Origin of the sequence: Brevibacillus brevis (assembly GCF_031583145.1) — a bacterium.
Lineage (GTDB): Bacteria > Bacillota > Bacilli > Brevibacillales > Brevibacillaceae > Brevibacillus > Brevibacillus brevis_E.
Genome location: NZ_CP134050.1, coordinates 2,062,603 through 2,077,023, shown reverse-complemented (window position 1 = coordinate 2,077,023; position 14,421 = coordinate 2,062,603). Strand labels below are relative to the sequence as shown.

Here is a 14,421-nt window from a genome sequence, read left to right as displayed (position 1 = left end):
TAGGGCTCTTTTGTGTCAAAATCTTTTCGGTTCTCGCTTTTCCCAAGCTCTTCCATCAGTCTTTCCATTCTTCCCCTATTGAATGCGAATATCTCCGGTGGAAGATCTCACGGAAAGGGCGGGTCCGCCTGTGCCCACAGTCGCCGTCACATGCTGCTCCTCGCGACGCTCGTAGGTCAAATTCGGCCAATCGGCCTGTACATCGCCGGTATCAGACGCAAGCTCCAGCCGAGCCGCAGACGGTTTTTTCTCCACCGAAATGCGCACGTCTCCCGTATCGGTGCGAATGTCCGCGTCGTGGACCAGTTCCGTCAACTCCAGCTTGTTTACGTCGCCTGTGCTGCTTTCGACAGATACCTGCGCCTTTATGCCCTGCATCCGCATGTCGCCCGTCTCCGTCTGGACCTCCAGCCTTTCTCCGGAGAACCCGTCCAGATCGATGTCTCCCGTGCTCGTCCGGATCCGCGCTTGCCGGGACTGGAGCGCCATGCTCCGGATATCTCCCGTCTCTGTCTTCAGCGCGATCTGGTCGTATGCTGCATCCGGAAGCAGGACGTGCAGCTGCAAGTGCCCATTTCCCCAAAAGAACATATTGATGTGCATTTGCTCTGTAACCGCAACGGTCAGCTTCCCGTCCGGACTGATGTCGCTCGTCAACTGGTACCGCTGCCGTTCATCGACTTCCCCGACAAGCCGGACACTGACGGAAGGCTGACTGCTGCGCTCGATCAGCACGTCGACCGTATCCGTAGCCAAATCCAGCGACTTGACCGTCTCTGTGATCGTCCGCTGCTCATCTACCGGCTTCAAGGAAACGGCAAACATCTCCTGCTTGGAAAAGAGCCAAACAAGTCCGGACACGCCTACGACAAATAGCAGCAAACTGATTCCGAACAGTCTTTTTCCCCAACTTCCCATTTCATTTCCCCCTGATCATTTGCACGTTGAACTGGAGGTAGCGCAAAAATAGCCGGTACAGCCACCTCGTAAGACCGACCAATCCGACGGCCATCATGCCGCCCAGCCCGATGGAAGCCATGCTGCCAAACAAGAGCAGGAGCCTTTCCTGGGATACAGCGGAGAATCCGTACTGGGCGTACATCCCGACCGGCGCAAGCAAGAGCGCCACTGCGACGCCAAAGCAGGCAATCAACACGCCGATCAGCGCCATGAACGGCCCCAGCACAAAAACGAGATTGAAAAACCCGAGGCTGACAGTCGCAATGATCGCCCGGGTCATATTCCCGACGGAAGCATTGGACTCGGCCTCGTGGATCCGGTACCCTGCCAGCAGCTCTCTAGCCAGCGCCTTTGGGCTTCCCAGCGCTTCTGCGATTTCGTGCTCGCTTTTTCCTTCTTTCACGCCCATCAAGAAATGCTCCGTGTAGTCTGCCAGAATATCCAGACGCTCCTTGTCCGGCAATTCATCAAGCAGCGAGCCGAGTTCATCCATGAACTCACGCCTTGTCATAACCGAGTCCCTCCCCTATGATCTGGTTGACTCCGCGGTTGAATATGCGCCATTCCAAAACAAGATCGTTCATATATTGACGCCCTTGCTCCGTCAAATGATAGTATTTTCGCGGCGGTCCTTCCTGAGATTCCATCAAGTACGTGGTAAAAAAGCCTTCCTGTGTCAAGCGACGCAGCAAGGGATAGACGGATCCTTCGGCGATGTGAAACTTCTCCGAGATGCTGGCAACGAGCTCGTAGCCATATCGGTCGCGCCCAGCCGTCAGCACCAGCACACAAAGCTCCAATACGCCTTTTTTAAACTGCACATTCAATGCCCATCACCCATGTAAAAGCTTACCAAATGACTACTATATATTGCAAGGTACTTTGTGATGTGAAAAGACAGGAAGACCTCGATCTCCCTGTCTCGTAAACAAGCACACACCTTATTTCACTTCTACAATGCGGCCTTCCACTTTCGGATTGACGACCTCGCGCTTGATCAGCGCCTCCTCCACTACGCTGTACATCGACAGACCCGTGTTGAAGAACGGCTTTTTGAAGGACTCGTAGCCGTCACCGCCCGAAGCCAGGAAGTCGATGGTCGCTACTTTGTATGTCTTGGTCAGGTCGAGCGGCTGGCCTTTTACTTTTACCTCGAGGACGCGCTCGCCCACCGGCTTGGTTGGGTTGTACGTGAAGCTCATGCCGCTGATTTGCGGGAAGCGGCCAGCTCCTGTGCCTACTTGGCTCACGCCGTTTTCCAGCGCTTGCTTCAATTCCTCGCCAGTCACTTCGACGACGGCCAGGGTGTTGTTCTCAAACGGAAGCAGGGTGTACAGGTCTTTCTTGGTGATGTCGCCGGCATTCAACTGCGTGCGGATCCCCCCGCCGTTCGCCAGAGCTACGTCAGCTTCATGGCCCTTGATCGACTGGGTGCGCTCCAGCATGATGTCGGTGATCAGGTTGCCCACGTTGGTCTCTTTCGCACGGACCAGCGTGCGGTCGCCGTCGAGCGGAACCTCCGATTTCGCGATGACGACGTTCATGACGCTGTCGACTTGCTTGACGACCTCTTGCACCAGTTTATCTACTTCCGGATCAGGCTGCACGGTTTCGTCGTACTCTTTCAGGCCGCCGCTGAAGGCAACCAGCTCTTCGCCCAGATAGTACAGGTCTGCCCGTCCGAGCGATTTGCCGTACTCCCAGTCTTGCACGATGTAGGTGCCGTTGACCAGCTCAGGTTCTTTCAGCGGTGTATGGGAGTGACCGCCTACGATCAGGTCGATGCCCGGAACGTTCTTCGCGATTTCGCGGTCGACGTCCACGCCGATATGGGAAACGACCACCACATGGTCCGCCTCTTTCTTCAGCTCAGGCACGATTGTTTTCGCCACATCTACCGGGCTCTTGAAGGTCAGGCCTTTGACGTTGTTCGGGTGGGTCAGGACAGGCGTGTCCTCAGCCACAAAGCCTACGAATGCAAACTTTTTGCCGCCGATTTCGGCTTTGAAGGTCGGCACCAGCAAGTTTTTGCCGTCTGCCGTAAATACGTTCGCGTTGATGACCGGATAATCCAGGGAATCGCGCAGTTTCAGCAGCTGCTCGTACCCGAAGTCGAACTCGTGGTTTCCGGCGGTCATGAGGGTGTAGTTCAGGGAATTCAGGATCGGCAGGATGGACTCGCCTTTGAACTGGTTGACGAAAATCGTGCCTTGGAATGTATCGCCTGCATCCAGAAGCAGGAAGTTCGGATTTTCAGCGCGCCATTCTTTCAGCAACGTTGCGATTTTGGCGAAGCCGTATTCTTTTTGTCCTTTGTCTTCCTGGATATGTCCGTGCGTGTCATTTGTATGGGCGAGCGTGATATGCACTGTAGCTGCATCACCCAGCGCCTGGAAGAATTCGCCGCGCGTCACGGTCGCTTTATTTTCCAGCTTGAGGGTGTAGCCCAGCTTTTTCGCCACGTCCACCAGCTTGGCAGAGGTCAGCACTTGACCTGGCTTTTTGAAGTCGTCTTGGGTCAAAGCGCCTTGATTTTTTGCCCAGGCCAGATAAGGGGTTGCCCACGTCTCGCCTTTTGTCGGCGCTGCGATTTTGGAGCCCTTGAGCTTGGCGAAGACGACAGTCGCTTCAGCCAGGGTGACATTGCGGTCCAATGCCAGGTCGCCGTTTTGGCCGGCGGAAATGATCGATTTTTTGACCATCCAGTCCGCATGCTGAACAGGGTGGAGCGGCGCGGCAAATGCGGAAGTCGCCATCAGCGATGCGAAGACGACGGACGCAAATGCCGTCATGGTAATGCGGCGTGCTTTTTTCATTTGTAATTCCCCTCTCATCTGTATCTGTATGGATAGGATTTCCTCGTCCATTATAGCAAAAGTTACTAGGTCAATGGTGGGAATTCTCTAATTTTTCGACAAGAATCGGACGATCGCATCCGCCAATTCTTTCGGCGCCTCTAGCATCCCCATGTGCCCGGCTTTGGAGAGCAGTACCTGCTCCACATTCGGCCCGCTCGCCGTGAAGGTTTTTTCGGAAGGAATGATCTGGTCTTCCGTACCTGCGACCAACAGCACAGGCAGCTTTGTCGACTCGAGGACGCGGCTGCGGTCCTGCCGGTCTCGCATGCCTTTCAAGGTCTGGATCGCTCCGATCGGCTGAGTCGCAAGTCCGATTTCCTTTGCCGCCTTCACTTCGTCCGGCATCGACGCGAGATGCGCCGGCGCGAACAGCTTCGGTACCAGCGCCTTGATAAACGGCTCCATGCCGTTCGCACGGATATTTTCGGCTCCCTTGTCCCGGTTGGCCTTGGCCGCTTCGTCGTCGGGAAAACCCGTGGAATGGATCAAACCGAAGCTCTTCAGGCGGTCCGCATGCTTTTCCGCAAACGCGAGGGTCACATAGCCTCCCAGCGAATGCCCGAACAGATGGACAGCGGACAGATCAAGCTTGTCCAGAAAAGAAGCGAGGTCTTCGGCGAATCGCTCCATTGTGTAAGGCTCGTCGGGTGCCGAGCTGCCGCCGTGCCCCCGCAAGTCGATCGCCAGCACGCGAAAAGCCGGTGACAGAAGCGGAATGATTTTTTCCCAATAAGACGAGCTTCCGCAAAAACCATGCAAAAGAATGATCGTCTCCCCTCCGCTTCCCTCGTCGCGGTACGAAACGTCAAGCCCGTTTGCCAGCTGCACTTGTTTTGTCATATGAATCTTCCTTTCTGGTCTTTTTTTCAAAATGGTACCCCAAGCGAAAGAAAAGAATGCTTGCCCCCGTCAGTTTCCCCTGTGATCGAATACAATATGGGCTTCCTCGGAAAAGAGAATGCTCGTTCAAACGTTCATGGCGGGGTAGAAAATATGGGGTTACGCGCTCCGATCACAGCAGAGGGATGAAGATGTCGTACGCATTTTCCTTCCGCTCCCGATTATGAAATCCGGGGGTGTAGCGTTCATCGTACCTTTCGAAGCGAAGGGCCGATTCGTCCACGCGATAGCCTTCTTCGCCCAGCCACCGGAACGCGTTCCGGTACGTCTCTTGGACCTGATCCATCGGCCCTGAATGGGTAAAGCAGGCATAGGTCCTCTCCGGCAGGGTCAGACCGACCATTCCAGCCGGAATTCGTTCGAACCGCTCGACCTCCACTCCTATGTACTCGGTGTACAGTTGGTAGGATCGGTTCTCGCTGCTGATGTCGAAGCGGACATGCGGAGAGACGACATGCGGTATTTCGGACTGACGCTGCAAAAACGCCTCCCAGACGCCCGGCATTTCCTTGACCAAAGCCGGAAACGTGCCGGAAAAACTGACGGCAATCACATTTTTCGATGGTACTACTGAGATCCTCCCGCTCATTTTCCATCCTCCGCGTTTTCCAGATTTATCTATCATTTTACCATAGGAGACAACGTGACTCAGCCAGGCTTTTTGGCGGAGTCGCAGTTTCCCGTATAAAAAAAAGACACCCTCTCCTGGGTTTGATCCATAGAGAGGGTGCCGAAATCCTTTTACAGTTTTTTCATCGCCTGATAGCTTGCCTCGATGGTTTTCTCGATATCCTCCTCCGAGTGAGCCAGGGAGACGAACATGCCTTCGAATTGCGAAGGCGGAATCATGATGCCCTCCTCCAGCAAGTGGCTGAAGTAGGCTGAGAAGCGCTCGAGATCGGACGTTTTTGCCGTCTCGTAGTTGATCACCGGCGTATCGGTAAAGAACAGGCAGACCATCGAGCCGACGCGATTGAGCGTGTGCGGGATGCCAAGCTTGCTGGCATTGTCCGCCAGACCCTCCGCCAGACGTGCGGACAGTTTTTCCAGACGCTCGTACACGCCAGGCTTGCTCAGCTCTTCCAGAGTCGTAAGTCCGGCTGCCATCGCAAGCGGGTTGCCGGAGAGCGTCCCCGCCTGGTAGATCGGTCCAGCCGGAGCAATTTGCTGCATGATTTCGCGCTTGCCGCCGTATGCTCCGACCGGCAAGCCGCCGCCGATGACCTTGCCCATCGTAGTCAGGTCCGGCGTAATCCCGAACAGCTCCTGGGCACCGCCGCGAGCGACACGGAACCCGGTCATCACTTCGTCGAAAATGAGCAGCGTACCGTGTTGCTTCGTAATTTCCCGCAGGCCTTCCAGGAAGCCCGGAAGAGGCGGCACGACGCCCATGTTTCCGCCGACCGGTTCGACGATGACCGCCGCCAGATCATCTCCATATGTGGAGAAGGCGAGCTTCACGCTCTCCAGGTCGTTGTAAGGCACAGTAATGGTATTCGCTGCCGTCCCCTCCGGCACGCCGGGGCTGTCAGGCAGGCCGAGCGTCGCCACGCCGGAACCGGCCTTGATCAGCAGGCTGTCTGCATGGCCGTGGTAACAGCCCTCGAACTTCATGATCTTGTTCCGCTTCGTATACCCTCGCGCCAGACGCAGAGCGCTCATCGTCGCTTCCGTACCGGAATTGACCATCCGCACGACTTCCACGGACGGGACCAGCTCACAAACCAGCTTCGCCATCTGTGTTTCGCGTTCGGTCGGAGCGCCAAAGCTCGTACCCAAGGCGGCGACTTCGGTAATCGCCGACAGGACGCGTGGATGCGCGTGGCCGAGAATCAAGGGACCCCACGAGCCGATGTAATCGATGTAGCTGTTGCCATCCACATCGTAGATCCGGGAGCCTGCTCCTCTCTCGATGTACACCGGATTTCCACCGACGCTCTTGAAGGCGCGCACGGGGCTGTTTACACCGCCGGGAATGTAGTGCTGCGCTTCTGCAAAGTACTTCGCCGATTTTTCTTTGTTCATCCTTTATTCACCTCGCAGCCATTTTGCAACGTCTTTCGCATGGTACGTAATGATCAGATCGGCACCGGCACGCTTGAAGCCGACCAACGTTTCCATTACAATCCGCTCTTCGTCGATCCAGCCGTTGGCGGCCGCCGCTTTGACCATGGAGTACTCGCCGCTGACGTTGTATGCCACGATCGGCAAATCGAAGTTTTCCCGCAGTCGCACAACCATGTCCATGAAGGCAATGCCCGGCTTCACGATCAGGAAGTCCGCTCCTTCCTTCACGTCGGAAGCCGCTTCACGCAGCCCTTCGCGGGAGTTGGCCGGATCCATCTGGTAGGTCTTGCGGTCGCCGAATTGCGGTGCCGAATTGGCTGCGTCGCGGAACGGTCCGTAAAACGCCGACGCGTATTTGACCGCGTAGGACATGATCGGAATATGGGAGAAGCCTGCCTCGTCCAGCGCTTCGCGGATCGCGATCACGAAGCCGTCCATCATGTTGGAAGGCGCGATGATGTCCGCTCCCGCCTTCGCCTGCGAAACAGCCGTCTGCGCCAAGAGTTTGAGTGACTCGTCATTGTCTACGTCACCGTCGTGCAGCACGCCGCAATGGCCGTGGTCGGTGTACTCGCACAGGCATGTGTCTGCGATGACGACCATTTCCGGGTGGGCTTCCTTGATCTGGCGAATGGCCTGCTGAGTGACGGCATTGTCATCGTACGCCCCGGTTCCGCAGGCATCCTTGTGCTCCGGCACTCCGAACATGATGACAGACTGGATGCCTGCCGCGACGATTTCCTCCATCTCGATGGCCAACTGGTCCAAGGAAAATTGGTATACCCCGGGCATCGACGGGATTTCGTTCTTCACGTTGCTGCCTTCCACGACGAACAGCGGATAAATCAGATCTTCCATCCGAACGTGATTTTCCCGAACCAGATTGCGCATGGCCGCACTTCTACGCAGGCGGCGATGGCGGTCAAATGTTTGTGCCATTGTCTATCCCTCCCAGGTTTTCTATCAAAGCATCCAAAAGCCCATCCACGGTGTACTCGGCTGCCACCACATCGACGTGCAGACCACTCTGTCTCGCCGTTTCCGCAGTGATCGGTCCGATGCAGGCGATGCACACCCGATCGAGCCAGCCCTCTTGTGCAAAAGGGGCCATCGCCTGAACGAAATGGCTCACGGTGGACGAGCTGGTGAACAGGATTCCGTCAATTTCTTTGCGCTGCAGGCGCCCGGCAGCTTCCGGAGCGAGCTGGCCGTCGATGACAGTGTGGTACACATCCACTTCCGTCACGTCAAGTCCCAGACGGGCAAGCTCGTGCGGCAGCGCTTTGCGGGCGATGTCAGCGCGTGGCAGCAGCACCCGCTGCCCTGCTTTCAGAAGGTCGTGAAGGCTGGCGAGCAGCCCCTCCGCCACGTAATCGGAAGGAATCGCCGCAACAGTCAGTCCTTCCTTCTCCAAGGCGGCAGCAGTCTTGGGCCCGACGGCCGCTACCTGTCCCGTGATGGCCTGGATGCCCACGCCTACCTCCCGCATGCGCTCCAAAAAAAAGCCCACGCCATTCACGCTGGTAAAGATGATCCAGTCGTACGTCCCAAGCCGGAAGATCGCCTCGTCCAACAGGCTTTTGTCATCCGGGGGAACCATTTTCAGGAGCGGAAAGGCGTACGCCTCCCCTCCGAAGGCTTCGATCTTTTCCACCAGCTCCCGCACCTGGCTTTTTGCCCTCGTCACCATGATGCGCTTGCCGGCGAGCGGACCCAGGGATTGTCCCTGGGCTTCCGGCGTCGTCATTGTTCGTTCTCCCGAAGCACCGCAGCCAGCACCTCGCCAGCACCTTGCGCGAGCAGCGCCTCCGCTACTTGTATGCCGAGGGCAACCGGATCATGCCCGCTCGCTGTCTCTCTGAACAGCTGCTTGCCGTCCGGGGAACCGACCATGCCGGTCACTGTCACCAGATCCCCTTCTCCCACTGTGGCATAAGCGCCGATCGGCACCTGGCAGCCGCCTTGCAGCTTGTGCAGGAAGCTGCGCTCGGCCGTCACCGCCAGCCGCGTGGGCTGATGATCCAGCTTGCGAAGCAGGGCCAGGGTCTCTTCGTCATCCGAACGGCATTCGATCGCCAAAGCCCCTTGCCCGACTGCAGGGAGGCTGATTTCCACCGGCAAGTACTGCGAGATGCTGCCTGCAAACTGGACGCGCTCCAATCCGGCTGCAGCCAGAATGATCGCATCAAAATTGCCTTCCTCCATCTTGCGCATCCGCGTGTCGATATTGCCGCGCAGCGATTCGATCTGCAGGTCGGGGCGGTAAGCCAGGAGCTGTGCGGATCTGCGCAGGCTGCTCGTTCCGACCAACGCTCCCTCTGGCAACTCGTCCAATGTTTTCCCGTCTTTGGAAAGCAGGACATCACGGGCATCTACCCGCTTCGGGATCGCCCCGATGACCAGTCCTTCCGGCAATTCCGCCGGCATGTCCTTCAGGCTGTGCACGGCGAAATCCGTTTCCCGATCGAACAGCGACTGCTCGATTTCCTTGACGAACAATCCTTTGCCCCCGACCTTGGACAGCGTCACATCGAGGATCCGATCCCCCTTCGTGACGATCTCATGCAGCTCGAACTGCGCTTCGGGAGCGATCTCTTGCAAACGGTCGACGACCCATTTTGTCTGAGTGAGCGCCAGATTGCTGCGGCGCGTACCCACGTTCCATTTTTTCATGACAGCCTCCTAGACCAGCCTTACCACCAGCTGTGAAATGTTGAAGTGTTGGTTGCGAAAAAGTTGATGAGGAGCAGCGCAAACGCCAGGACGTTCCACTGCTGCATCCGACGCATCGGCATCGTATCGCGGTACCTTTTGTACAGCCAGAATGAATAACTGGCGAGCACCAGGATGGAGAGGACGACTTTTGCGTCCAGCAGGAATTTCTCCGGCAGTACCATTTTTGCCCAAATAATGCCGAGTACAATAGACAAAAGCAGCATCGGCACTCCGAGCATGTTCATCCGGTACGCGTAGCTCCCCAGCCTCTCCAGGCTCGGCAAGCGCCGAAGCAGCGGAGTCCAGCGCCGCTCCTTGAGCATCTTGTGCTGGAGCAGGTACATCCCCGAGAAGATCATCGACAAGGAAAAGGCTCCGTAGCTGAACATCGCCAGCGTGACATGGGTCAGGAGCAGCTCCGACGTCAGGATGCTGGAGACCGCGACGATCGGCGTCTCCGGCAAAAACATCGACATGACCAGGACTACAAACCCGATGATGTTGGTAAAAAAGACCAGTAAATCAATTCGAAAAAAATAGTGAATGGCAAGCGAGAGGCTCACCAACACCCACGAATAAAAAAAGAGCGTCTCAAACAACGTGATGACAGGAAAATACGCCTTCATGATTGTCTGCGAAACAAAAAAAGCGGTTTGCAAGGCCCAAACGACAACAAGCAACCCGAAAGCCAGGCGGTTGACTTTCCGGTTGCTTTGCAAGAAGTCGTTAAAATAGAAGAGAACACTTGCAGCGTAGAGAAAGATCGTCAAGTCGTAGATCCATCTCACCTCGGCCATGCACTCTCTCCCCTCTTTCCCTATCGGTTTCTATCAATCGATGCCCGATTGCAAAAGCAAATCATCCTTACTCGCGGATCCGGGATACCAGAGCCTTCTCAAGGGGAGTTGCCTGTTTGGTTTTCCCGTCTGCCCACTTGGCTTCCTGCTCCGCCCGCTCCAGGATTTCCTCCAGGGCAAACATTTTGGTGAACATCTCAAGGACGTCTTCGCCATGCTTTGCTGCCGCCAATTCTTTGAGACGGACGACCGGATCATGCATCAGCTGATTGACGATGCCTTTCGTGGTCTTGCGGATGATATGTAACTCCCGCTCTGTCAAGTCGGGCAGCTTGTTCTCGATTTTCCGCATGGCTTCGCCTTGAATGCCAAGCGCTTTCTCGCGCAGGGCGGCGATCAGGGGAGCTACGCCCAATGTTTGATACCAGTTCGTGAAAGCGACGATCTCATCCGCGATCATGGTCTCGATCCGCTCGGCTTCCCGCGAGCGCTCGGCTACGTTGCTCGCCACGATGCCTTCCAGGTCATCGATGTCGTACAAGTAGACGTTGTCCAGATCGTGCAGGTCCGGATTCAGGTCGCGGGGCACGGCGATGTCCACCATGAACAGCGGACGGTGCTTCCGCTTTTTCATGATGGGAGCCAGGTCCTTTTTGCCCAGCACGTAGCCGCTCGCTCCCGTCGAACTGATGACGATGTCGGCTTCGAGCAGCGCCTCCGGCAGCTGCTCCATCGTACAGGAATCGCCCTGGAATTTCTCCGCCAGCAGCTGCGCCCTCTCCAAGGTGCGGTTGGCGACGAGCACTCTTTCCGAACCGTTGGCGTGCAGATGCTTCGCCGTCAGCTCGCTCATCTTGCCTGCTCCGACGATCAGGACGGATTTTCCCGCGAAGGAACCGAAGATCTTTTTCCCCAGCTCCACCGCAGCGTAGCTGACCGATACGGCGTTCTGGCCGATCGCCGTCTCCGTATGGGCGCGCTTCGCAAACGTGATCGCCTGCTTGAACAAGGTGTTGAACACCGTCCCGGTAGTCGCGTGTTCCTGTGCCAGGAGAAAGGCGTCGCGCACCTGGCCCAAAATTTGCGTCTCCCCGACAACCATCGAATCAAGCCCGGCAGACACGCGGAACAAGTGGTCGATCGCCTGCTCGTTTTCTTTTATATACAAGTGATCCTTGAATTGCTCTTTCTCGACGCCGAACCACTCCGCCAGAAACCTGCGGGTATAGTCGCGGCCGATGTTGGCTTGGTCGCAAACGACATAAATCTCCGTGCGGTTGCACGTTCCGAGAATGATACATTCCGCGATACTCTTCGTCTGGGAGAGAAGATGAAGAGCGCGTGCGGTCCCGTCATCGCTAAACGTAAATTTTTCGCGGATTTCGACAGGCGCCGTTTTGTAGTTGAGGCCCAGCAAAAGAATATCCATAATGTCCTCCCAGATTGACGTGCTTGCATACACTCTGTGTAAAATGCACTATTATTATAACATTATGTCCAGATTCGACCACGAGTAATTGTGAAAAATTTATAACGGAGTGCACTTTGGCCGCAAAATTCGACGGCCCTTGCCCTGCCTGATGAGCCTTGCGTTCCCGCCTGGAATGCCTTATCATGCAGGCTATACGTCTAAACCAGAGAAAGCCTGGATTTGCACTGGAGGGAGAGGAAAGAGGCTTTGAAAAAATCATGGGTGGCAGACGTGACGCTGCTTCTGATCGCATTCGTCTGGGGGACCACGTTTTTGATCGTGCAACAGGCGATTTCGGCCCTGCCGCCAAATGCGTTCAACGCAGTCCGTTTCACGATCGCGGCATTATTTTTGCTCATCGTTCAACTGGCTTTTTACCGCCGTTCCTGGAAGCAGTGGCGCGGCCCGCTGATCCGGGCGGGGATGATTCTCGGTTTTTGGCTTTGTTTGGGATACGCCCTGCAAACAGTAGGCCTCTTGTACACGACGCCGTCAAAGGCGGGCTTCATCACCGGCCTGTCGGTCGTACTGGTCCCGCTGCTGACGCTTCTGCTCATGAAGGAACGCGTCAAACCGGCTGCCGTCGTCGGGGTCATTCTCGCTGCGGTCGGACTGTACTTGCTCACCCAAAACCAATCGTTCTCGTTCAATGTCGGGGACATTTTGGTTTTCGGCTGCGCGATCTGTTTTGCCATGCAAATCGTTTTTACGGGAAAGTACGCGCCCCACTACCCTGCCCTTCCGCTCGCCATCACGCAGCTTGGAACGGTCGCGGTGCTCAGCTGGCTATACGCGTTTTTCTTCGAAGACTGGCGATTGGCTTTTGATCCGGACATTCTGTTTTTGCCAGAGGTCGCAACAGGTCTGATCATTACCTCCATCTTTGCGACAGCGCTCGCCTTTCTGGCGCAGACCGCGCTGCAGAAGCAAACCAGCTCCACCAGGGTCGCCCTTATTTTTGCCCTGGAGCCTGTCTTCGCCGCTCTGACCTCTTATGTTTTCATCCACGAGGTGTTGAACGGACGTCAGCTCATCGGCTGCCTGATGATTTTCACAGGGATGATCCTCGCCGAGCTCCCGATCCAGGAGTGGGTCCGAAGCGTCCGCGCCCGCAAGCGCAAACCGGGCGGCGAGAGCGAGTCCGCCTGACTGTCCAATCAGAAAACCTGGCTACGCCGTGTCTTTTGGCGGAGCCGAAAAAGGTTCCCTGCTCCATATCGGAGGGGAACCTTTTTTGTATGAGCGAAAAGGCTATGTCGTCTTTCGCACTTCCTGGAGCACGGCCTCCACGAACAGATTCATGACTTGCCCGCACACCTTTTGCGGCAGCTTTTCCGCCCGCTTCAGCCATTGCTTCATTTTGAGCAAATAATAGGCAGCTTGCGTAAGCCTTCCGTTCGTTCCCGCCTCCACCAGCCCGACGGCCGACCACCCGACCTTCGCCCAATGATGGTATTTTTCCAGCCAGGGGCGGCATTCCTGGGCCAGCTTTTGATTGCTCATCCCGCGCAGCAGCTGCTCCGCCGACTGTTCCATCTCGAGGAAAAGCCCTTGCAGCTGTTGAACGGCCAGGCGCGCATCGCCCTGCAGAAACTGAAAGCGAAACGCAAGCAGCGCTTCCATCATCCGAGGAGACTCCACCTCGTTCAGAAACGAGCTCTGCACGTTGTCCGCGAAGCGCATGAAGGCCTCGGCGTCCTCGGGGCCTGCCACTTCTTTCACCGCAGCTTCCCATGCCGTCTGCGGATCGTAGCCCAGCGGATCCCGCAAATAGGCCGCCGTCGTAATCAAGGGAATCTTCGAGCATTCCGGCCTGGACATGGCATTGGCCACATATCCCGCGGAATGGCTCCACAAATCGGGATCGCGATGGCGAAGCGGCCCGATGTGCAGCTCGTTTGCCATCGCCAGGTCATTCACCGGATAGTTGTCCCAGTAAAGCGGCTTGTGGCCGGTATGCTCCCGAAACCTCTTCGCGTCTCCATCTGTCAAAAACGGCGAGCAGACGAAGCGCCCGGTCCAAAACAAATCGATTTCTTTCGGCAAATGCCGGCCCAAGTGCTGTATGTACGGCTCTTTTCCGAGGCCGTTATATTGGGTCGGACAGACGACAAGCCTGACTTCGCCGTCCCAACGGCTCATCTCTTCCCACACCCGCAGGACCGTATGGACGTGGGCAGCCGCCAAATGGGCAAAGCGCTGGACGTCAGCAGGGAACAGCAGGTGCATCGGGATGTCGTCGAAGAGAACGGAAAAAAATCGGACCCCTCTGTCGTACATCGCCCGGTATTTGACCAGGAGCCGTTCGATGTGACTCTCGCTTGCGTATTCCATGCTAAGCCCCGGGCTGAGGCAGTACACGAACTGCAGCCCGCTTTTTCGGGAAGCTTCAATCAGTTCCTGGATTTCCCGCATGGCCCGATCCGGGTGCTGGTCCATCCATTTTTCCCGCAGGTACAGGTCGTCCTTGGGAGAATAAAAATAGGCGTTGTACTCATGCCTTCCCAAAAAATTGATCATGTCCAGCCGCTCTGCATGCGTCCAGGGCGTTCCGTAGAAGCCTTCGATCACGCCTCGAACGGCAAAGCGCGCAACCTCGCTCACGAAAACTGTCTCCCCTTCCCCCACCATTTGGGCCACGACTTATCTAACC

The 14,421-nt window shown here is 56.5% G+C and carries 14 protein-coding genes; 1 reads left to right on the top strand and 13 read right to left on the bottom strand.

The features are described from left to right. Window positions 1-75: 75 nt before the first annotated feature. The 12 genes from RGB73_RS10310 to hemA form a co-directional block, all read right to left on the bottom strand. Window positions 76-918, bottom strand: a complete 843-nt coding sequence (locus RGB73_RS10310) for a DUF4097 family beta strand repeat-containing protein (protein ID WP_310771575.1) — start codon at window positions 916-918, stop codon at window positions 76-78. Window position 919: 1 nt separating this feature from the next. After that, a complete protein-coding gene (locus RGB73_RS10305) occupies window positions 920-1,471 on the bottom strand; it encodes an HAAS signaling domain-containing protein (RefSeq protein ID WP_310771573.1) in 552 nt (183 codons plus the stop codon). After that, the gene (locus RGB73_RS10300; protein WP_310771571.1) at window positions 1,458-1,787 is read right to left on the bottom strand and encodes a PadR family transcriptional regulator; all 330 of its coding nucleotides are present in this window, start codon (window positions 1,785-1,787) and stop codon (window positions 1,458-1,460) included. Before RGB73_RS10300 ends, RGB73_RS10305 begins: the two co-directional genes overlap by 14 nt. A 114-nt stretch (window positions 1,788-1,901) precedes the next feature. Beyond that, window positions 1,902-3,776 (bottom strand): bifunctional metallophosphatase/5'-nucleotidase, encoded by a 1,875-nt coding sequence (locus RGB73_RS10295; protein WP_310771569.1) that lies wholly within the window; start codon window positions 3,774-3,776, stop codon window positions 1,902-1,904. Between the two features lie 87 nt (window positions 3,777-3,863). Next, the gene (locus RGB73_RS10290; RefSeq protein WP_310771567.1) at window positions 3,864-4,658 is read right to left on the bottom strand and encodes an alpha/beta fold hydrolase; all 795 of its coding nucleotides are present in this window, start codon (window positions 4,656-4,658) and stop codon (window positions 3,864-3,866) included. Between the two features lie 172 nt (window positions 4,659-4,830). Further along, window positions 4,831-5,307, bottom strand: coding sequence for a GyrI-like domain-containing protein (locus tag RGB73_RS10285; RefSeq protein WP_310771565.1), 477 nt, complete (start codon window positions 5,305-5,307; stop codon window positions 4,831-4,833). A 152-nt stretch (window positions 5,308-5,459) separates the two neighbouring features. After that, window positions 5,460-6,743, bottom strand: coding sequence for a glutamate-1-semialdehyde 2,1-aminomutase (gene hemL / locus RGB73_RS10280; RefSeq protein ID WP_310771563.1), 1,284 nt, complete (start codon window positions 6,741-6,743; stop codon window positions 5,460-5,462). A 3-nt stretch (window positions 6,744-6,746) separates the two neighbouring features. Further along, window positions 6,747-7,724, bottom strand: coding sequence for a porphobilinogen synthase (gene hemB, locus RGB73_RS10275; protein ID WP_310771560.1), 978 nt, complete (start codon window positions 7,722-7,724; stop codon window positions 6,747-6,749). Then, window positions 7,708-8,532: a uroporphyrinogen-III synthase gene (locus tag RGB73_RS10270; protein ID WP_310771557.1), complete on the bottom strand. Its 825-nt coding sequence runs from the start codon at window positions 8,530-8,532 to the stop codon at window positions 7,708-7,710. The genes hemB and RGB73_RS10270 overlap by 17 nt, the downstream gene beginning before the upstream one ends. Further along, window positions 8,529-9,458 (bottom strand): hydroxymethylbilane synthase, encoded by a 930-nt coding sequence (gene hemC, locus RGB73_RS10265; RefSeq protein ID WP_310771555.1) that lies wholly within the window; start codon window positions 9,456-9,458, stop codon window positions 8,529-8,531. The genes RGB73_RS10270 and hemC overlap by 4 nt, the downstream gene beginning before the upstream one ends. A gap of 20 nt (window positions 9,459-9,478) precedes the next feature. After that, window positions 9,479-10,297: a cytochrome C assembly family protein gene (locus tag RGB73_RS10260; protein WP_310771553.1), complete on the bottom strand. Its 819-nt coding sequence runs from the start codon at window positions 10,295-10,297 to the stop codon at window positions 9,479-9,481. A gap of 67 nt (window positions 10,298-10,364) precedes the next feature. Next, window positions 10,365-11,726 carry a glutamyl-tRNA reductase gene (gene hemA / locus RGB73_RS10255; protein ID WP_310771551.1) on the bottom strand — a complete coding sequence of 454 codons (1,362 nt, stop codon included), beginning with the start codon at window positions 11,724-11,726 and terminating at the stop codon, window positions 10,365-10,367. Window positions 11,727-11,975: 249 nt separating this feature from the next. Here hemA and RGB73_RS10250 point away from each other — a divergent pair, with 249 nt between their 5' ends. Next, complete coding sequence (locus RGB73_RS10250) at window positions 11,976-12,917, top strand: DMT family transporter (protein ID WP_310771549.1); 942 nt, start codon at window positions 11,976-11,978, stop codon at window positions 12,915-12,917. Between the two features lie 102 nt (window positions 12,918-13,019). Here RGB73_RS10250 and RGB73_RS10245 read toward each other — a convergent pair whose 3' ends face one another. Next, on the bottom strand, window positions 13,020-14,372 hold the full coding sequence (locus RGB73_RS10245; protein ID WP_310771547.1) for a protein O-GlcNAcase: 1,353 nt from the start codon (window positions 14,370-14,372) through the stop codon (window positions 13,020-13,022). Window positions 14,373-14,421 lie beyond the last annotated feature (49 nt).

What these genes read in the sequence shown, in the direction of transcription:
- hemC (WP_310771555.1), bottom strand. Translation starts at nt 9,458, where the DNA reads ATGAAAAAATGGAACGTGGGTACGCGCCGCAGCAATCTGGCGCTCACT.
- RGB73_RS10270 (WP_310771557.1), bottom strand. Translation starts at nt 8,532, where the DNA reads ATGACGACGCCGGAAGCCCAGGGACAATCCCTGGGTCCGCTCGCCGGC.
- RGB73_RS10290 (WP_310771567.1), bottom strand. Translation starts at nt 4,658, where the DNA reads ATGACAAAACAAGTGCAGCTGGCAAACGGGCTTGACGTTTCGTACCGC.
- RGB73_RS10285 (WP_310771565.1), bottom strand. Translation starts at nt 5,307, where the DNA reads ATGAGCGGGAGGATCTCAGTAGTACCATCGAAAAATGTGATTGCCGTC.
- hemA (WP_310771551.1), bottom strand. Translation starts at nt 11,726, where the DNA reads ATGGATATTCTTTTGCTGGGCCTCAACTACAAAACGGCGCCTGTCGAA.
- RGB73_RS10305 (WP_310771573.1), bottom strand. Translation starts at nt 1,471, where the DNA reads ATGACAAGGCGTGAGTTCATGGATGAACTCGGCTCGCTGCTTGATGAA.
- hemB (WP_310771560.1), bottom strand. Translation starts at nt 7,724, where the DNA reads ATGGCACAAACATTTGACCGCCATCGCCGCCTGCGTAGAAGTGCGGCC.
- hemL (WP_310771563.1), bottom strand. Translation starts at nt 6,743, where the DNA reads ATGAACAAAGAAAAATCGGCGAAGTACTTTGCAGAAGCGCAGCACTAC.
- RGB73_RS10295 (WP_310771569.1), bottom strand. Translation starts at nt 3,776, where the DNA reads ATGAAAAAAGCACGCCGCATTACCATGACGGCATTTGCGTCCGTCGTC.
- RGB73_RS10260 (WP_310771553.1), bottom strand. Translation starts at nt 10,297, where the DNA reads ATGGCCGAGGTGAGATGGATCTACGACTTGACGATCTTTCTCTACGCT.
- RGB73_RS10310 (WP_310771575.1), bottom strand. Translation starts at nt 918, where the DNA reads ATGGGAAGTTGGGGAAAAAGACTGTTCGGAATCAGTTTGCTGCTATTT.